Raw genomic sequence first — 19,430 nt, forward strand, 5'->3', positions numbered from 1 at the left:
TTATAACTGCCTTAAACTGCTTAAAACAAGCGCTGTTCTATTTTTATGGTGTCGCCCGCTGCAATTTGGCTGTTTAAGCTACCCTTTTGTTGCTGCTGCTTGGTTTGCTCTTTAAAAATAAATATTTTGTCAACCGAGGCGCGCTCGGTTAAACCACCAGCCAGTGCTATTGCTTGGTTTACCGTCATAGCCGGTTGGTAGGGGTAACCACCTGGTTTTTTAACTTCACCATGTATATAAAAAGGTCGGTATTCTATAACTTGCGCATACACATTAGGGTTAACTAAATAATCTGGCTGTAAGCCTTCGCTTATTGTTTGCTCAACTTGTGAAACACTTAAACCAACTAGTTTAACCTTACCTAAAAATGGGTAGTTAATTTCACCGCTATTACCAAGCAGTGAGGTTACATCTAAATCGGGCTGGCCAAATACTTTAATTTCTATTTTGTCGCCGGCCCCTAAAATGTAGTTTTGCGAGTCATTCGCAAAACTACCAAAGCTTAGTAATAATATTAAGCCAATTAAAATTTTAACCTTCATTTATTACCCTTTAAAGCAAATGTAAAGTTAAGCCCCACTATTACGCGGTCAAATTCAATACTAGCTTGGGTAGAATTACGGTCAATAAAGTCAACATAACCGGTTACCATGCCAAAATTGCTAGCTAAGTAATTTACGCCAAAACGCGCATTTTTAACTTTATCTTTACGGTTAAAACCACCTGAGTATTCTTGGTCAACATAATTTGCACTTACCACCGAGCTTAAGTATTCGCTCCAATCATGCTGCCATGTTGCACCATACACGCTCTCGCGAATATAATCGCCTTGCAATAACGGATCTTTTGCGGCACGGCTAGTAACTAGTTGCAAGGTTGAATAGGTTAACGGCTTCCAAACAGCAGCAGCTTCCCAGCTTAAACCACTAAAGTTTTCACGCAGGTTAGACTCAAAATCTTTATTTTGGTAACCCACTTTAAACGAGCCAGTAGTTACAGCTGTGGCTTCCCACTCCATACCTAATAATACTTTTACATCGTCTGAATCACGGGTAATACCGTTAGAGTCAATAACATCGTATTGGTAGTCTTCTTGCTTAACTTCTAAAAAGGCACGCGTACCGGCTTGAGTATTGTAATAACCAACAATTCCTAGCATAGGTTTGTCGTAATCACGGTATTGCGATACTTCAGTAAAGTTTTGATAATTTTTGTTGTAATAGCCCGCTGTTAACGCAACCTGTGCCTTAGAGCTTTGCGCACCATATTCATAACGCGCGGTTAAGTTTTGTTGCTGATAATGAACAAGCTCATCAATAACATTGCCTTGCCCTTCAGTTAGGCCACCACCACGTGGTTCGTATAGCCAATCGGCGTCACCGTTAATATCTAAACGGTGTTGGCTAGTAAATTCTTTATGTACACCTGCGCCAACATTTACTTGAGTAAAATTGTCGGTAGTGTCTTTATTATGAAACGACGTGCTTGAGGCAACATCAAATTTATAGCTGTCGGGGCCATCCTCAATTAGTGCGTTTAAACTAGGTGCTATGTTCCATATTAAACGCGACTGAGTATTTTGCTCAGTCATAAAAAAGTTATCGTTACTGCTAACACCTAGCTGTAGCGTAGGTGTTAGCTCGGCGCCATCTTTGGTCATAATACTACCAGGTTGTAACTCTGCGGCAATAGCAGGTGCCGATAACCCTAAAGCAATAAGTAAAGAGGTAGTTGTATTAGTACGCATTTTCACTTTTAAATCCCTTAAAAATTGTCATAAAAATTATTTTAACATCAAACCATAAAGACCAATGTTTAATGTAATGTAAGTCGTATTCAACTCGCTTGGCCATTTTATCCAAAGTATCAGTTTCGCCGCGCCAGCCGTTAATTTGTGCCCAACCGGTAATACCCGGTTTGGTTTTGTGCCTAAACATGTAAAATTCTACTTTTTTTCGGTATTCTTCGTTGTGGGCAACCGCATGGGGCCTTGGGCCAACAATAGACATGTCACCTTTTAAAACGTTTATGAATTGAGGGAGCTCGTCTAGGCTAGTGCGGCGTAAAAAACCACCTAATGGAGTAATACGGGCATCGTTTTTAGTTGCTTGGGTTACTACGCTGCTGTTTTCGGTAACGCTCATAGAGCGAAACTTCCATACTTTAATTTTTTTGCCGTCTAAGCCGTAGCGGTCTTGTTTAAAAATAACAGGCCCTTTAGATGTCAGCTTTATGGCAGCGGCAATTACCAGTAAAAGCGGGGTAATTAACAACAATATAATAGTTGAAACCACTATATCTTCGGTGCGTTTTATAAACTCATGCGTGCCAATATAGGGCGCTTCAAACACGCTTAGTGTATCTACAGCGCCCACGTGTTCAATGCGGGCATGAATTAAGTTTGACAGTAAAAAGTCGGGCACTATGTGCACATCTACTGTTGTATCACCTAACTGTAATAAAATATCAGCTATGCGTTTTTGTGCTTTCATGGGCAGCGCTATATACAATATGTCTATTTCGCCATTGCGGGCGGCATTTACTGCGTTTTGTATACTGCCTTCAACGCCTTGCTGCTCGAGTTGTTCAAATAAGCGTTCAGGGCTTCTGTCATCATAAAAGCCTTTAAAATTAAATCCTAACTCAGCGTGTTTAACTATTTCAGCATGTAAATAAGCAGCAGACTCTGTAGCACCAATAATGGATACATTGCGTTGCGATAGTCCTAACTTACGGCGACTACGCTTGTACCAATACATACCTAAGCGCCAAATATACAAGTACGCTACACTTAGCAAAAACCAAATAGCTATTTCCACGCGAGAGAGCGACTCAGTAAACTTAAAAATAAACGACCCTACCAACAAAAATGCAAAAGCAATGAGCACACTACCCCATGCACACATTACCATCGTTCTAAATTTACCAGCTCGCCAAGAGCGATAAGTAGAAAACAGCTCAGCACAATACAAGTAACTTAAAGCAACAGTCAGTGCAGAAGCAGCATAAATAGGAGTGAGTTTAAAGTTATAAAGTAGGGCTGCGCACTGAAAGGCTAAAAACAGGGCAAATATATCAAATAATCGGTAAAAATTGGCATCAGAGGAACCTGAAGGTTTAAAAGTCCTTGGAGATGTCATTTTGCTTAATTCCTTATAGCTAATTCAGTGTGAGTAACGCCCCACAAAACCCATGGTGATAATATAGTATTAGCCAATTTTGTTCAATTACTGATTCCGACAAAAGTACTAAAATTCATGTTTAAATCTTTTAGCTTACTCTTGCTTTGTTTATTAAGTATCAAAAAGAATACTCACATTTTATTTAAGTTTAATTAAATAACTCCTTAAACCAACTCCAAACCCCAAACGAATATCCATCAAAAATATCAATTCCCAATGCCGACTTAATCAAATATAAAACCAGCAAAGACAGTAAAATAACAAAGGTAACTGCGGTACTTAAAATTACCGCTTGGGCAAACCGTGCTACTTTTTGCTCTTTAGCGCTTAGCTCTCGCCTATTGCGCCCTGCTAAAACCACATAATAATACCGATACTTAAAAAGCTTAACTACGCCTCGGCGGTCAACTGCATGGTTACCCCACTGCCTAGCACCAATGGCTATTTTTAAATGCGCTAGCTGCTCATCGGTAAAGGTAGCTTGTATATTTTTAGGCATTCGCTCAAGTAAGCTTACAATTGCGGGGTCGGTTTTTAAATTAGTCAAACATTAACCTTTTATGGCCATTAAAGCGGGTATTGTTACGGTAAAAATTAAAAAAGCCAATTAACAGTTAATTGGCTTTTTAATTAAATGTTATTGTTTATTTAAGGTTGGCTGAACGGAATGTATTAGACTTTTCCCAGCTATTCTCTTGCTGTAATGGAAGTGACCCGTTTTGGTTTATATTTGTACCAGAGAAAGAATGCTGATTCCATATACGTGTTGCAGAAGCCCATTTACAACTACCAGAAGTTTTAACACGCACGCCATTAGTCGGCTGTTTATCTCCTAATAGAAGTCTATTAGATACAGAAATAATTTCACCAGAACCATCGCCATCTAAATCAACTACAATTGGGTATTCCCATAAAGTACCTGAAGACTGAATAGTAGAGTAAATAACTTGGTTTAAATTAAAATCAAAAACCTCTAACTTTTCTTCGTCTTGGTAAATAACTTCAGATTTTCCGTCATTATTAAAATCATAAGCCACTGTACCTACTCGCATACTAGAAATATCATTAATAGGTGTTGTTGATAAAATAGCACCATTAGAGTTAATAACTCTAAGTTCAGTTGAACCAGCGTTAATTATTTCAGGAATGCCATCACCATTAATGTCAGCCAGTGAACTTACACCAGCTCCAGCTGATGCTGCTTTTACGCTCCATAATTGATTACCTTCATGATCGTACAAGCTTATGGTACCGTCTAGGTCTGTCTGGACTATTTCAGGATAAGCATCATTGTCAAAATTAACTGGTAATGCAAATATCTCACCATTATCTGTGCCTTTTGACCAAATAACTTCTCCATATTGGTTATACAAATTACCATTAGCTAGAATTTCTTGTACACCATCTAAGTCAACATCAACTACAGTAGACTCAATAATACGAAGAGAAGAGTAATTGCTTGGCTTCTGTAATTCTCTAACAGATTCATTTTGAATGTCTAGAATTATGTTACCAAAAACAATTTCAGGATATCCATCAGCATTTAAGTCTGTAATAGTTGGATTACCCTTTAACACACCCCCAACTTGTTGAGGTATTGATTTTTTGAGTAGACCTTCATTATTATAAATGTTTAATGTTTTATTTACAGAGTCATAGGCAAAAATATCAATTAAACCATCATTATCTAAATCAGCCATAGCTACAGAATAGAAAGCATGTGAATTAATATGATTATAACTAATTGAACCATCTTGGTTGTTAGTTAACCATAATTCAGATCCATCAGTTCCACTCAATGCCCTTATTATGCCTGGCTTTCTAAACTGGCTTGAATCAAAAGTAACAACCAAAACGTCTACAACATCTTGTTCATCAATTATACCATCACCATTGTCATCATTTAATTGAGCTGCTAATGGCGTAGAAATTATATCAACATAAGTTGGTTCATATTCACTGGCAGTCCAATTCCACTTGTCAACGATATTAATTTCGTTACAAACAGGTGATATTGTACTAGGTAAGTTACCTGTAAACTCGCCACCTAACAAGGCCATTGAGCCCTTAAAGCTATTGCCAATAATAGGCATTTTTGCAACACCGTGAGCACCGTGTATATCGGCATTAGGAGCAAGTATTACACCCTCCCAAAGGTTACCTTTAATATTAAGCTTTTGGGTATCAGGGAAGTTAAATATAGCTTTACTCGCGTGGTTACGTAAATGCCAAAAACCTTTACCGCGTACATGCAAATCAGCACTACCTGTAATATTAAAAATTACAGTTGCATCGCTTGGTATACCCCATACTTTAAAGGTATGCGCTTTAGCAAATTCGCGAGCATCTAAATTAAATACTTGTGTTGTTGATGTACCATCACCTTGTAAGTAAAGGCCACCCCATTTACTTGATACTGTTCCAGTGGTGTTAAGCTCACTTAAATCCGCGCTTAAATCTTTGTAATATTGTTCTTGCTCATCAAAATTGAAAGGGAGTGCCGATTGTTCTTGATTAGATAAAATTTGAGAGCCTCGCTCCATACCCCAGCGCACACTCCAGCTTACATCGGTGCCACCACCCGCAATAATGCTACCTACAAACTGACGGCCAATTTTGTAATCAATGCTCGACTCACTAATTAGGTAATATTCATCTGGGTTTGACGGGCGCCCGTAACCAACACTGTAACCTTTTATGTCAATTTCACCAGCGGCTATTGCACCATCAGCACGACCAACATTCGATTTAAAATCGTTAAAAACAAATGCTGAAAAATTATTGGCTACGCCTAAGTCTGCAGCTAGTGTTGTAGAGCTGGCTAAAGAAAGTGCGATCACTGCACTTATCTTTTTAAATTTAAGTAATGAGTTAGTCATTTTTTCCCTCGAAAATGAAAAGTGCATTATAGGCACCAAGTTTGTGTCATTTGTTTAATGAAAGTTAATTCATCAAGCGCTTGGTGAACATTATATACACAAAAAAAATCAAAAGGAATAAAAAACACTACGAAAGTACTAATTTTTAGTACCTAAAAAAGAGTAAAAACTTCATATCAATGACTTACAGTTCGTTTTAATAAAAGAATAATTTTAAAAAAACAAAAAAACACCTTAAAGAACTATTAAATGTTAACTTTTAGTTAATTTAATTCTTAAAAGGTAAAACCACCAGTTTACCGTTAATCTTATCTTTTTTCGTTAACCTCTGAGGGGTTATAGTAGGATTATATGAGGGTTGAGTGCCTTTAACTAAGTTTTTCAACATCAACTGTTAAACTTATTTTTTATTAAAAGATATGCAAATTTAGAATTTGTAATTAAGTAGCGTTTCCACATTCTGCCTGGCTCTTGTAATACTCTGTAAAGCCACTCTAAACCGGCCTTTTGCATCCACTGTGGTGCTCGCTTTACTTTACCTGCTACAACATCGAACGTACCGCCCACCCCCATTACAAAGTCAACACCAAGCTTGTCTTGCCATTTATTAATAAAGTTTTCTTTTTTAGGCGAGGTAATCGCTACAAATAACAACTTAGCGCCTGATTCGCGTATTTTATTAACAATAGCCTCTTCATCATCCCCCTCTTTATTGCCAAAGAAATAACCATCATGATAGCCAGCAATATTTAAATTTGGGTTTTGTGCTTTAACTACTTCCACTGTTTTGCTCACTACTTCTTCGGTGGCGCCAAGTAAAAATACAGGGAAGTCTCGCTTGGCGCTCATTGCTAACAATTCATGAAAAAGGTCAACTCCCGCCACACGTTCTGGCACATTGTGCCCTAAAAAACGCGCACCAAACACGACACCCATACCATCAATATTAATTACATCACATGCTTTAACCGACTGCGCTAAAACAGGATCTTTTTGCATATTTACTATTTTGGCTACATTAACCACAACATGCTGTAAAAACTGCTTTTGCTCAATTCTACTTTCAATAAAAGATACCGTCTCTTGCATGGTGGCAATATCCATGGGTGCTTTTAAAAATTCAATACGTTTCATTGTTGAGTCCGTTTTTTAAAGTTGTTCAATAACTGCACTTTTAGCGCTGTTCATTTTTTGTCGGTTAAAATAAGCAAACGAATAATATACCCATGCTTGTGTCCAACGCACATAGTCAACCTTATTGGTAAAGTACTTATTTTTTTGATAAATAAAACGCTGCTTTTTAGGCATATATAGGGCTTTAATAGCGCAGTTTATTACTTTTTCGGCCATCGTAAAGTCATCTGGCGTTTTACCTACTTTTAATAATGTAAAAACAGCTTGCGATACACTGTGCATATCGAGTGGGTAACGATTGTTGTTATAATATTTTGCGGTACCATCTTGCTCAAATAAATGCGTTTTATAATAACCAAGACCTTTTGCAATTGCTGGTTCAAACTCATCAGTTTGCAATTCATCACTCAGTAAACGCAATGCCTCTAGGTTATAACCAGTATGAAAGCCGTCTATAAACTGGTGATGATGGCGTGCACCATATACCCATGAGCCATCAGCCCCCTGCTCGCTTACCGACTGCCTTGCAGCATTTAAAGCAAGCTGTTTATACTCTTGGTTATTAGTGAGTACCGCAACTTTTGCAACCCACGCTGCGCCCCAAAGGCTAGCATTATGTACAAATGCAGTTTCACCCGGTATGTAACCAAAAAACTGCCTACCATCACATTCTTTGTATAATGTTTTTACAATAAAATGCGCACTATCAATTGCAGGCTCTAGATATTTTTTGTCTTTGGTGATTTCACTTAACGCATATAAAGCCTGAGCAACATAAATAGTAGTAATTATGTTTGGCTTACCTTTAGGTACAAAAAACGCACGGGCATTCCAATCAAAATGGTAGCCCCAGCAACTATGCTGCCAAATAGTTTTATCACTTTGCTGAGTTAGCAACCAATCTGCTAGCTCTATTGCTTCATTTAAATAAGTTTGCTCATTGGTTGCTTTATAGTCTTCTAATAAACCTAAAATAAATAAGCCAATGCCTTTTGGGTTGCGCTTTTTAGGTACTCCAAATAAAGGCCTTAAACTCACGGCTAAACGTTTATGTAATTGAATCCACGCAAGGCCAATAACACCTTTTTTCAAACGAGGGAAAATCTCAAATAACTTACTATTTAGGCCGTCAAATGGATCAGCTCCACTGTAATTGTTGGTTATGGCTTGCTGAAGTAATAACTTATTTAATTTTTGTAATTTCATTATAAACTTTTTCTAATGAAGGAATGACAACATCAAATGAAAATTCAGTATTAAATTTTTCAAATGCATTTATTTTAATTGCGTCTTTAAGCTTTTGACTAGAGAGGTAGTTGTCTAGGTTTTGTACTAACTGCTCTCGTTCACCTGCTTTAAACAATAGGCCTGTAACATTATGTTCGATGGCATCTGATATTCCTCCAACGTCAGAGGCTATAACAGCTAAATGGCTTGACATAGCCTCTATTACACCCATAGGAAAGCCTTCTTTGTAGCTAGGTAGACAATAAATATCAGAAGATCGAAATAATGCTTTTTTAGCCTCGCCACTTACCCAACCAGCAAAAGTAATCTTATTTTCAACACCTAACTCAGTGGTTAGTGACTTATAAAAATCGAGATTGCCTGTACCGCCTAAAGTTAGAGTTATAGCAGGATAAGTATGGTTCACTTTTGCAAATGCATAAATTAGATCACTTACGCCTTTAGCTTCTTCTAAACGACCTAGAAATAAAATATGACCAGCGGTAGGTTCAGGATTTTCACAAACCTGCTCTGTTGCATTATAGACAATCGAAACTTTCGTTGAATTACCTAGGGTATCGTTTAACCATGCATACCAACTCTTAGACAAAACAATAATTTTATCTGCTTTAATAAAGGTATTTAAAATATGACGTTTGTTCCCTGCGGTCGATGCATCATAAAATAGCTTAAACCCCCCACCATGTAAGTGAATAATAACCTTGCCACCTAAAAGTTTAATAAGCCTAACAAGTAAAGATTTACGCTTATAACTACCATTTGATGCCATATGAATATGCACAAAGCCAATATCACGGCTTAATAAATAAAAGCATACTACAATTAAACACTTTAAAAATAGAAACATAGATGTAGCAATATTAACTTTTTCTTTATGGCTTACAATCAGTTTAATATTCCATTTGTCCAATAAACCGTATTGTCGATACTGTTGGAGTACAGAAGCAATACCACCTTGCCCCTCTATGCTAGTCCCTATCATTAAGTTCATTAAGTTCCCTTTATATGGCAAATTGCTTGAATTGACTTTCCACTTTTTGTCTTTTTTAATTCTTTAACAAAGTTAAAAACAACGAGCATTTCTAGACCAAGACGCGATTTAACTGCTTTTTCTATTATTGTTTTTTGTTTCTCATTAAATTCGTCATTAATAATAAGGTGAATGGTTATTTCACCATACTTAAATTGCTCAAATTGACTGCCAATTATTCCTTTTGCTTCTTTTACACATTGATCTAAAGCAAATACTTTATCTTTATTTGTATTATAAACATGCTGCACCTGCCGACCTTTAATCTCTTTTACAATAGGATAAACCCGCCCGCAAGGGCACTCTTTTTCATCACTTAAAACTACTTGATCGCCTGTTTTATAGCGAATAAGCGGGTAATATTTATTGTTAAAATTAGTCCCAACTATTTCGTATACCTCATCCGATACATGCTCAAGCTCTACGTACGAATAATCTGTAAGTAAATGGTAACGTCCATGTTCACAATTAGAAATTGCAGCTACACGTTCAAATAAACCATACCAGTCAAATACTTTACATTGAAAACGCTCTTCTATTAACGCCCTATCATCTTTCGTTAACTGCTCAGAAGAGGTGATAATTGATTTTAGCCTTGAAGGGTAATAATCATTATTTTCTTTTAAAAATTTTGCTAATAACACTATTGATGAGGGATAGGCTTGAATTATATCAACTTTATAACTCACCATTTTATCAATGTACTGCTGCATTGTTTCTGTTGATAAATGAAAAGTAGATAACATCAACATTTTTTCAAAAAAAGAATACCGCCATAAAACACCCGTTTTTTGCTCTAATGGCACAATTAAGTCACCACGTAACCAGGCCCTTTTATCTCCTTTTTTATAACCCGCCCATTCGAGCAAACGTTTAACAAAAGCAAATTCTTTAACCACCGACTCCATAGATTGTGGGATCATCAAGGGCGAACCTGTAGTCCCACTTGTTGAGCCTTTCACTATCACTTTGGGTTTATTTTTAGAACATAGCCCAGACAGATCTGCTTTTATACTTTCTTTAGTTAATTTAGGAAAAGACTCTAAATCACTTGCATCATATTTTTCATAGAACATGGTATTTTCAACAGCATTAATTAATGCGCTGTTTAATTCACTTTTAATATAACTATCTAATGTATTCTTGTTGTATTCGTTATTTTCAATTCTTTTCAACAAGCATTTGCTTTCAGTATTATCTCGTAATTTCAACCTGATGATCGCGCGAGTAGAAATCAATAAGTTTTGAATTAGTATTGGCGAGTTTTTATAGATTATTTTTTGAAACATAATATTAAGTTGCTTTTTAATGAACAATACGTGCAGGTATTCCTACCGCAGTTGTGTTATCAGGTATATTTATAAGAACAACAGCATTAGCACCTATTTTAACATTATCACCAATGTTTATACCCCCTAATATTTTAGCACCAGATGCTATGTATACATTATTACCTATTACTGGAACGCCACTTCCTTCTCTACCACCTATTGTTACACAAGAACCAATAACACAATCATTACCAATCGTTGCATTTTTATGAATTACAATCGCAATTCCTCCATATCCAAATATAGTACCTTTCCCTATCTTTGTTTCAGAAAATACGGCACTGTTATGAACTAGCCTAATAAGTAAATTAATTAACTTGGGAAATAAGGGAATCTTACTTCTATAAAACCAATTTCCAATTCGGTATAGCATCATGATTAATCTCCTTGATTCTAAAATATTATTGATTAAACATTTCACATAAAAGATTTTTCTTATTAGCTTCACCTTTTAGGTGAAGACCTTGAGATAAGCATTGATCTTTGTAATCACTTAACCCCTTTACCTTTCTAGCGGGTATACCAGCATAGATACTTTCTGAATCAATTATACCTTTAACTACACTACCTGCACCGATTACCACATTATTTCCAATTATAGTTCCTGGTAAAATAATACAGCTTGTACCTATAAACACATTATTACCAATTTTAATAGGCGCAATTACATCAAGCTTTGGGTTTTCTTTGCGCATAACCCAAACTCCACCATCATGTGTAACAAAACTAGATGTCGTAATACTTACATGCTCACCTATTTCTATAAGGTAAGGCTCCGAGCCAAAATCAACTTTACCTATTAGACGACAGTCTTCACCAATTTTTACGCCTAGTTTTCTAGCAAGGCTTACACTTCCAAAGAGTTTTTTATAAATAAAAAAATATAATTTTATTAATATGTTATTCATTGATGTACGCCTCATATTTTTTATACATACAATCGCTAGAAAAATTTTTATTTATTTTATTAATTGCACTTAAACCAAAATTTTTGCGACGTTGTTCATCCAATATTAAACCTTCTATTTTATCTGCTAAATCGGTCTGGTTCATAAAGTCATATAACAAACCATCATGTGAATCACTAATAATTTCTGGCGACCCTCCTACATTAGCGCCCAGCACAGGCAGGCCTGCAGCCATAGCTTCGAGCAACGCATTTGAAAACGTATCGTTAGAAGGTAAAACAAAGGCATCGTAATTTGGCAATAACTGCCTTACATTATTTTTTTCACCTAAAAAATTAACATGCATTTGTAAACTTAAATCTTCCACTACGTGTTTTAACTCCTCTTCTTGGCCATCTAAAACTTGGCTACCAATACAATCAAGTTCGATGTTAAAGCTTTTATCTAATAATATTTTTACTGCTTTAAAAATATCTGCATGTCTTTTTTCTGGGCGGAGCCTTGCAACAACCACCAACCTAAATATATCGTTTACTTGATAGCATTCCTTGACAGGGTAATTAGTATCTATCCCATTTTGTAACACCTCTATCCGTGTATTTTTAAGCTGATTAAAACGTTTAAACTCCTCAGCTAATTCGCTATTCCCCATTACAATAGCGTTAGCAAACTTCATTTTTTTTATAGCCATTTTTTGCTTAACTTTACTCATAAAGCCAAGTAAATGGGTTGTATTAATAAATACAACTTGTTTTATAAGCTTTGAAGATACAAATAAGGCTGGGTAATAATTAAAATAAAAAATAGCCGGGATAATTGCAGCACATGCTTGCTGTTTTTTTAAATAATTAAAAACACATTTCTTAGCACCCAAACGCGCTTTTATATTACTGTTAGTATCGATAATAGTAAGTTTAACCTCACTATTAAGCTTCTCTTTTTGTGAATTATTTAAAGAAAGCGATAATACTTCTACATCTTTTCCCTGTGATGCAAAATAATTAGCTAAGCGAATAACTTTTTGCTCTGTACCGCCAACTCCCAAGCTAGCGATAACTAATACGACGTTCATTTATTCTTCTCCATGCTGGATAAATAATGGCCACACAATAAAATAAAAACAATAAATTATTTTGTTTTAAAAACGAACTACCGCTTATTGAATAAAACGTTAAAAACGTTAGGACGATTAAGGGCAATGTATATGTTAAATCTCCTGAAAATAATCTTTTAATAGATGTAAAATAAGGAATTAAAATAACGATTGGATATGTAAAAAGTCCTACATAACCCATATCAATAAGTGCATCGATCATACCATTATGTGCATGGCCTAAATGGTAATAAAGCCGTCCAATTGTGAATTCTGCTGGCTGGTTTTCTCCCCAAAACACACCACCAAAACCATAACCAAAAAGCTTATAATCAATATTATTTAAGATGATACTCCACATTTCGGAGCGACCAGAGCCAGTTAAATCTTTATCAAAAACATCAGTAATAATAAAAGTAATAATAGAGAATCCAATAAACCCAAGAGAAATAATTACTGGAATGCTAATTAATCTAGCGGCAACTGTAATTCTCTTATAAAAATTCAAGATATAAATCGATGACAAAACAACAAAGAAGCATATTAATGGTGTTGTTGATTTACTCATAAGTAAACAAATAATAGGGATTAACCAAACAAACCATTTATATTTATAACCCTTAAAGTGGCTAAATAACATAAATAACATAGTAAATACCGCTGTCCTGCCGAGGTTGTTTTTAAAACCAAAAATTCCTTGCCATAAACCAAGATGTGCAGGATCGTTGCTACCATCATCAACACCAATAGATGGTATAAAAATTGAGAATAATATACTTAGTGATAAAGCCCATAGTAAAGGAGTAACGACTACTTTGATTAAAGCCTCTTCATCGTTACAAACAACTAAAGCCGCTGCAAATAAAAACGTACCGGCTAAAGCGCTTGATGCTATAAGTGACTGCCCAGCATACATAGAGAAAAAACTGGAAATAAACGCAACCAAGCAAATAAGCAAAGGAAATAGAGAAGATTTTAAAAGGCTCTTTAAGTTACTCTTATACTTAACTTTATCTATGATTATAAACAAAGAGATTACATAAAAGATTAAACTTATTGGTGTAAATAGTTTACTTGCAGTTCCTGCAGGCATCATCTCAAACAAAAAAGTGAGGGCTCGACTAAAAAACAATATGCCTAAAGAAAAAAATAATGATAAGTAAGAGAATCTTATTAACATTTACTGTTCTCCTTTTAATAGTGAGCGATATAAAAAAGCACTTACTATGCAGTAATAAATAACAACGTATATAGAAGCTATGCTAATAAATTCATATATGCTTAACTCTGCAGTAATTGAATAAAATGCTAGTAAAATCTTAATTGTCAAATCAGCCTTTTCGAAATGAGCCATAATATTTATTTTATCTATTGCAAGGTAAAGCGAGGTGCTTGGGATATTAATTATTTGCATAACCATAATAAAAATATAGGCGTTCAGTAATAAAGTAACTTCGTTCCAACCATCACCTAGAATAAAGTTGATCAAATCATTACCAAAAACGTATAAAAAAAAACCAGTTGAAATTGCAACAAAACACAAAAAGCTTTGCGCAGTTATATAGCTCTTTAGTAGCTTACTTTTATTATTTTTATTATCTACAAAATGTTTATAAATGACTTGGCGTAAGCTGCTTGCCAATAAATTTAGAGGCGCATTCAAAATCTTTTCCATAAAAAAATATGACGCTATAATTTTTTTAGATTCAAAAGCAATCACATAGAAGACGAAAAATTGTAAGTTAACAACATTAAACATTGCTTGTATTGCAGCGTGATAATTTTTAAATAACTCATCTCTTAATAGCTTTAATTTGTCCTTAACATCAGTGAAAACACCTCTAACCTCTTGCGAATAAATATAAAAATAGAAAAATAAAGGCAGTAATACCGAAATCACTAAAGACCAAATAATCCCAAATACTTGTAGTGTATTAAGCAGGTACATCATTACAAGTAACACAGAGGCCCTTGCAACTTTTAAGAGTGCCAATTGATGAAAACGTCCCGTTTTAGTTAGTGAAAATGTAACTATATTTTGCCAAAAAGCACCTATCAGATAAGGTAATAATAAAAAATAACTATACCAAGAGAGTTCGATCCCTTTATAAACTAAGTAACCAAGCAAAAAAAATGAATAAATAATCGCAGCAAAAGCAGTTAAAAGAAAAAGGCTTTGAGTAAAACGCGTTACTAATGCTTCATCTTTTTTTACTATAAAAAATTCAAGTCTAAAAGAACTAAATATTAGAAAGAGGGTCAATACTGACGTTATAATACCTAGAGAAGATATTGCAGATTCATCATACTGCCTTGAAATATACGGTAAGGTTATTAGATTTATTAACTGAGTTAAGATTGTCGCAGTAAAAACCCATGCAACACCTTTGATGACACTCATTTTATTGTTCACTCGAAAGAGTGTTATTTATGTAATTAAACGACCCTTTACGTGAAATTATTTTTGCAGGAACGCCACCAACAGAACAATCACTAGGAATATCTTTGGTTACAACTGCATTAGCTCCGATAGCAACATTATCCCCTACATTCACCCCACCAAAAACTTTAGCCCCAGGGCCAATGTAAACATTATTTCCTATTGAGGGAGAACCTTTGTTTACACCACGCGAAACCTGACCCAGTGTAACACCTTGAGATATATTACAATTCTCACCAATTTCAGCTTTGGGTGAAACAAATATACTACCAAAATGACCAATGTAAAAGCCTTTACCAATAGTTGTTTTATCGGGAATACAAATTGTAAACTTATACTTGTAATGCCTTAATATAATTTTAGAAATAAAGTATAAAATCTTATTTTTTCCATTTAAATAAGCACAAACTCTTAACCAAAAGACATATTTAAAAGACTCACCCAAAAATAAACTTTTAAAAACGCTAAGTTTAGATGTAGTTTTATAAATTCTATAATGATCATGTTTTATATAGTCTTTAAGTTCAAAAAAAGAGTTTATCATTTGCTATAAAATTCCGAGTACCATTTTACAAACTTATCAATACCATCTTGAAGATTAGTTTCTGGTTTGAAACCTGTTTGTTTATTAAGCTCCTCTATGTCAGCGTATGTGCGAACAACATCACCATCTTGCATTGGTAAATACTTTTTATTCGCTTTTTTATCAAGTGCATTTTCAATCGTGTTAATAAAAGACTCAAGCTGTACTGGTTGATTGTTGCCAATATTAAATAAACGATAATATTGTGAGCCTTCTTTTGTATTACCAGACTCAACAGATGGAACATGATCTTGAATACGAATAATACCTTCAACAATATCGTCTATATAAGTAAAGTCTCTTTGCATCTCACCATTATTAAATACTTTAATTTCTCTATCGTTGGCTATAGCATCGGTGAATAAAAATGGGGCCATATCAGGTCGTCCCCAAGGTCCGTAGACTGTAAAAAAGCGAAGTCCTGTAGTAGGCAATGAATATAAGTGACTATAAGTATGCGCCATAAGCTCATTAGATTTTTTAGTTGCTGCATACAGAGATACAGGGTGATCAACTCTATCTTCTTCTGCAAAAGGTATCTTAGTATTTGCACCATATACAGAGCTTGAAGAAGCATAAACCAGATGCTTCACGTTGTTATGGCGACAGCCCTCTAATATTGTTGCCATGCCTACTACGTTTGAATCAATATAAGCCATCGGGTTTTCTATTGAATATCTTACACCCGCTTGCGCTGCTAAATGGATCACTCTTTCAAACTTCTCTTTTGCAAATAAATCTGCAATAGCTTCTCTATCAGCAAGTTCCATTTTTATAAAACTAAAGTTATTAAAGTGTTCTATACGCTTTAAACGCGCAAGTTTTAATGCAGGATCGTAATAATCATTTAAATTATCAAGCCCTATAACTTCATGACCTAATTGACATAAACGCTCAGCCACAAAGTTACCAATAAAACCTGCGGCTCCTGTTACAAGATATTTCATAGGTTAAACCCAGTTACCGATAGTCCACGGCCAATACTATAATACTTAATGTCTTTTTTGTTAATTCTATTTGGCTCAAATAAGTTTCGTCCATCAAATATGACTGCGCTACTTAGTTTCGATTTTATCAAATCAAAATCTGGCGCTCTAAAATTCTGCCATTCGGTACAAATAACTAATGCATCAGCTTTGTTTAGAGCGGACTCTTTGGTACCCATCAAGCTTAAATCGTCTCGGCTACCGTAAATTCGTTGGGTCTCTTCCATTGCTTCAGGGTCATATGCTTGTACTTTAGCCCCTGATTCCCATAACTGTTCCATTAAAATACGACTTGGTGCTTCTCGCATGTCATCTGTGTTAGGTTTAAAGCTTAAACCCCACAATGCAAAAGTCTTACCTTTAATTGCATTTGGATTGTTTGCTAAATCAAAATGTTTGCTTATATATTCAAACAACTTATGTTTTTGTGCATAGTTTACCGCTTCTACCGCTTTTAGTATTTGCGAGTCATAGCCTATGCCATCGGCTGTGCGCACAAGAGCCTGCACATCTTTGGGAAAACATGAACCGCCATAACCACAACCGGGGTAAATAAACTGATAACCGATTCGTGGATCTGAGCCTATACCATGGCGAACATGCTCTATATCAGCCCCTACGCGTTCGGCAATGTTTGCCATTTCGTTCATAAAGCTAATTTTAGTTGCTAGCATGCAGTTAGCTGCGTATTTAGTAAGTTCAGCACTTTTAATATCCATTACGATAATTTTTTCGTGATTACGGTTAAAAGGAGCATAAAGCTCGCGCATTTGCTCCTCTGCATCGGCCGAATCTGTACCTATTACGATGCGGTCTGGGCGTTTACAGTCGCTTACTGCCGCGCCTTCTTTTAAAAACTCAGGGTTTGAAACCACTGAGAAGGTTAAATCACTTTTTCGCTCATTAAGAATTGACTGCACTGTTGCTTTAACTTTATCTGCAGTGCCGACAGGTACCGTTGATTTATCGATAATAACTTTTGGCTTTTGCATATGCGTAGCAATAGTTTCGGCTACTTTTAATACGTACTTTAAATCTGCCGAACCGTCTTCATCTGGTGGCGTACCTACTGCAATAAACTGAAGTTCACCAAATTCAACCCCAAACTGGGCATCTGTGGTAAATATTAAACGACCTTCCGCAAAGTTTTTTTCTACCAAAGGCGTTAGCCCGGGCTCGTAAATTGGAATAATACCTTTTTTTAAGTTTTCTATACGATTTTCGTCAATATCAACACAGCATACGTCATGACCTGCATCTGCAAGTACTGCTGCTTGAACTAAACCAACGTATCCAATTCCGTAAAATGTTACTCTCATGCTTTTACTTCTTTTAGTTTATTGTTTAAATTAATTTTTATAAATTTACTTAATCGAAGTTCAATAAAAATATATAACAACCTAGCCAATATGATACTCACAATAAATGCAGATGAAATTCCGGATATTTTTGAAAATCCGAGTTCATGTGTCTCAGTTATAATTATATAACCTATGTTTTGGTGAATTAGGTATAACGAGTAGGAAATTTCACCAAGAAAAACTAAAAACCTGCTCCTTAGAATTTTACTTGAATCGTAAACCCCAATCAAAAATAGTCCGTATAAAGCCAAAAAAATAATAAATTCTTCAAAACTGTGGTCTAAAAATAAAAATATGAAAACCAAGGTTATTGACATTGAATTCTTTTTAAAACTCTTCTTTTCACTCAATGAAAATGTCAAAACCCCTAGCAAGAAAAACCCTACATAATTACTAAAGAAAAGTTTATTCAATATTTTATAATATGGGTTTGGTATTATTTCATTTGCTATTGAAATAGATAAAAAAACAAACAAAACAAACTTCAAATAATGTATTTTGTTTAATAAAATTAATATAAAACACCAAAAATAAAATGTAATCTCTATGGTTAGAGTCCAATACACCCCATCCACATGTGGAATCCTGAGATATTCATGAAACATAAGTAAATTTAAAAGAGCATTAATTAAATTTACTTCCCTTCCTTCTAAACCAAAAATGTATACCAATGTAAACGTTATAATCACTGCGAAAAAAAATGTTGGATACAACCTTGTAAAACGACTAACAAAAAAATTTATTGGTCTAGTATTTTTATTTATAGACATAAAAATAACGAAACCACTAATCATAAAAAATAAATGGACACCATATTTTCCTAAATGGGATAAATCCATCTCATTTGAGTCAATTCCATAAATTTCATCTATACGATAGAAGTAATGATACATAACCACCAGCAAAGCAGCTAAGCCTCTCAATCCATCTAAACTCAATAATCTTTGTGGTTGCATATAGGAAGTTACCAGTTTTATATTCTCATAAAAATTAAAATCATCTCAAATAAAAATTAGAATTCGACTTATGATTATTGTTCAAAGCATTAATTGCTTAACGCGTTTGATAAATTCTTTACCCATTAGGCTTGATTGCATTGCATACTCTACATTTGCGGGCATGTAGCCTAGTTTTGAGCCGCAATCTTGCGGTTCACCTTTTAAATGGTACGCTTCAATTGTTTCAAGATGACGTAACTATAATAAGGTATCAGTTAATTGTATTTCGCCGCATGCCGCTTGGACAAGGCCAACAT

The 19,430-nt window shown here is 35.0% G+C and carries 18 protein-coding genes and 1 pseudogene; all 19 read right to left on the reverse strand.

Annotated elements, in window-relative coordinates:
• Nucleotides 1–20: 20 nt before the first annotated feature.
• Nucleotides 21–542 (reverse strand): polysaccharide biosynthesis/export family protein, encoded by a 522-nt coding sequence (locus AC6H44_RS08805; protein WP_500735110.1) that lies wholly within the window; start codon nucleotides 540–542, stop codon nucleotides 21–23.
• Nucleotides 539–1,753, reverse strand: a complete 1,215-nt coding sequence (locus AC6H44_RS08810; RefSeq protein ID WP_500735111.1) for an outer membrane beta-barrel protein — start codon at nucleotides 1,751–1,753, stop codon at nucleotides 539–541. Before AC6H44_RS08810 ends, AC6H44_RS08805 begins: the two co-directional genes overlap by 4 nt.
• Complete coding sequence (locus tag AC6H44_RS08815) at nucleotides 1,737–3,140, reverse strand: undecaprenyl-phosphate glucose phosphotransferase (protein ID WP_500735112.1); 1,404 nt, start codon at nucleotides 3,138–3,140, stop codon at nucleotides 1,737–1,739. The genes AC6H44_RS08810 and AC6H44_RS08815 overlap by 17 nt, the downstream gene beginning before the upstream one ends.
• 190 nt (nucleotides 3,141–3,330) lie before the next feature.
• The gene (locus AC6H44_RS08820; RefSeq protein ID WP_500735113.1) at nucleotides 3,331–3,729 is read right to left on the reverse strand and encodes a 3-phosphoshikimate 1-carboxyvinyltransferase; all 399 of its coding nucleotides are present in this window, start codon (nucleotides 3,727–3,729) and stop codon (nucleotides 3,331–3,333) included.
• 97 nt (nucleotides 3,730–3,826) lie between these two features.
• Nucleotides 3,827–6,061: a choice-of-anchor A family protein gene (locus tag AC6H44_RS08825; protein WP_500735114.1), complete on the reverse strand. Its 2,235-nt coding sequence runs from the start codon at nucleotides 6,059–6,061 to the stop codon at nucleotides 3,827–3,829.
• A 387-nt stretch (nucleotides 6,062–6,448) separates the two neighbouring features.
• Nucleotides 6,449–7,195, reverse strand: coding sequence for a WecB/TagA/CpsF family glycosyltransferase (locus AC6H44_RS08830; protein WP_500735115.1), 747 nt, complete (start codon nucleotides 7,193–7,195; stop codon nucleotides 6,449–6,451).
• Between the two features lie 15 nt (nucleotides 7,196–7,210).
• Nucleotides 7,211–8,401: a glycoside hydrolase family protein gene (locus AC6H44_RS08835; protein ID WP_500735116.1), complete on the reverse strand. Its 1,191-nt coding sequence runs from the start codon at nucleotides 8,399–8,401 to the stop codon at nucleotides 7,211–7,213.
• The gene (locus AC6H44_RS08840) at nucleotides 8,379–9,434 is read right to left on the reverse strand and encodes a glycosyltransferase family 4 protein (RefSeq protein WP_500735117.1); all 1,056 of its coding nucleotides are present in this window, start codon (nucleotides 9,432–9,434) and stop codon (nucleotides 8,379–8,381) included. The genes AC6H44_RS08835 and AC6H44_RS08840 overlap by 23 nt, the downstream gene beginning before the upstream one ends.
• The gene (locus AC6H44_RS08845) at nucleotides 9,434–10,648 is read right to left on the reverse strand and encodes a phenylacetate--CoA ligase family protein (RefSeq protein ID WP_500735118.1); all 1,215 of its coding nucleotides are present in this window, start codon (nucleotides 10,646–10,648) and stop codon (nucleotides 9,434–9,436) included. The genes AC6H44_RS08840 and AC6H44_RS08845 overlap by 1 nt, the downstream gene beginning before the upstream one ends.
• A 130-nt stretch (nucleotides 10,649–10,778) precedes the next feature.
• Nucleotides 10,779–11,180, reverse strand: coding sequence for a serine O-acetyltransferase (locus AC6H44_RS08850; RefSeq protein WP_500735119.1), 402 nt, complete (start codon nucleotides 11,178–11,180; stop codon nucleotides 10,779–10,781).
• 25 nt (nucleotides 11,181–11,205) lie between these two features.
• Nucleotides 11,206–11,712: an acyltransferase gene (locus AC6H44_RS08855; protein ID WP_500735120.1), complete on the reverse strand. Its 507-nt coding sequence runs from the start codon at nucleotides 11,710–11,712 to the stop codon at nucleotides 11,206–11,208.
• Nucleotides 11,705–12,784: a glycosyltransferase family 4 protein gene (locus tag AC6H44_RS08860; protein ID WP_500735121.1), complete on the reverse strand. Its 1,080-nt coding sequence runs from the start codon at nucleotides 12,782–12,784 to the stop codon at nucleotides 11,705–11,707. The genes AC6H44_RS08855 and AC6H44_RS08860 overlap by 8 nt, the downstream gene beginning before the upstream one ends.
• A complete protein-coding gene (locus tag AC6H44_RS08865) occupies nucleotides 12,759–13,985 on the reverse strand; it encodes an O-antigen ligase family protein (protein WP_500735122.1) in 1,227 nt (408 codons plus the stop codon). Before AC6H44_RS08865 ends, AC6H44_RS08860 begins: the two co-directional genes overlap by 26 nt.
• Complete coding sequence (locus AC6H44_RS08870; protein WP_500735123.1) at nucleotides 13,986–15,206, reverse strand: oligosaccharide flippase family protein; 1,221 nt, start codon at nucleotides 15,204–15,206, stop codon at nucleotides 13,986–13,988.
• 1 nt (nucleotide 15,207) lies between these two features.
• Nucleotides 15,208–15,789 carry a serine O-acetyltransferase gene (locus AC6H44_RS08875; protein WP_500735124.1) on the reverse strand — a complete coding sequence of 194 codons (582 nt, stop codon included), beginning with the start codon at nucleotides 15,787–15,789 and terminating at the stop codon, nucleotides 15,208–15,210.
• Nucleotides 15,786–16,775 (reverse strand): NAD-dependent epimerase, encoded by a 990-nt coding sequence (locus AC6H44_RS08880; protein WP_500735125.1) that lies wholly within the window; start codon nucleotides 16,773–16,775, stop codon nucleotides 15,786–15,788. Before AC6H44_RS08880 ends, AC6H44_RS08875 begins: the two co-directional genes overlap by 4 nt.
• Nucleotides 16,772–18,133, reverse strand: coding sequence for a UDP-glucose dehydrogenase family protein (locus AC6H44_RS08885; protein WP_500735126.1), 1,362 nt, complete (start codon nucleotides 18,131–18,133; stop codon nucleotides 16,772–16,774). Before AC6H44_RS08885 ends, AC6H44_RS08880 begins: the two co-directional genes overlap by 4 nt.
• Nucleotides 18,130–19,131, reverse strand: a complete 1,002-nt coding sequence (locus AC6H44_RS08890; protein ID WP_500735127.1) for an acyltransferase family protein — start codon at nucleotides 19,129–19,131, stop codon at nucleotides 18,130–18,132. Before AC6H44_RS08890 ends, AC6H44_RS08885 begins: the two co-directional genes overlap by 4 nt.
• An 81-nt stretch (nucleotides 19,132–19,212) precedes the next feature.
• Nucleotides 19,213–19,410: pseudogene (locus tag AC6H44_RS08895) on the reverse strand (UTP--glucose-1-phosphate uridylyltransferase); the annotation flags it as partial.
• Nucleotides 19,411–19,430: the final 20 nt, after the last annotated feature.

It is taken from the genome of Pseudoalteromonas sp. TAP-3C (assembly GCF_059888565.1).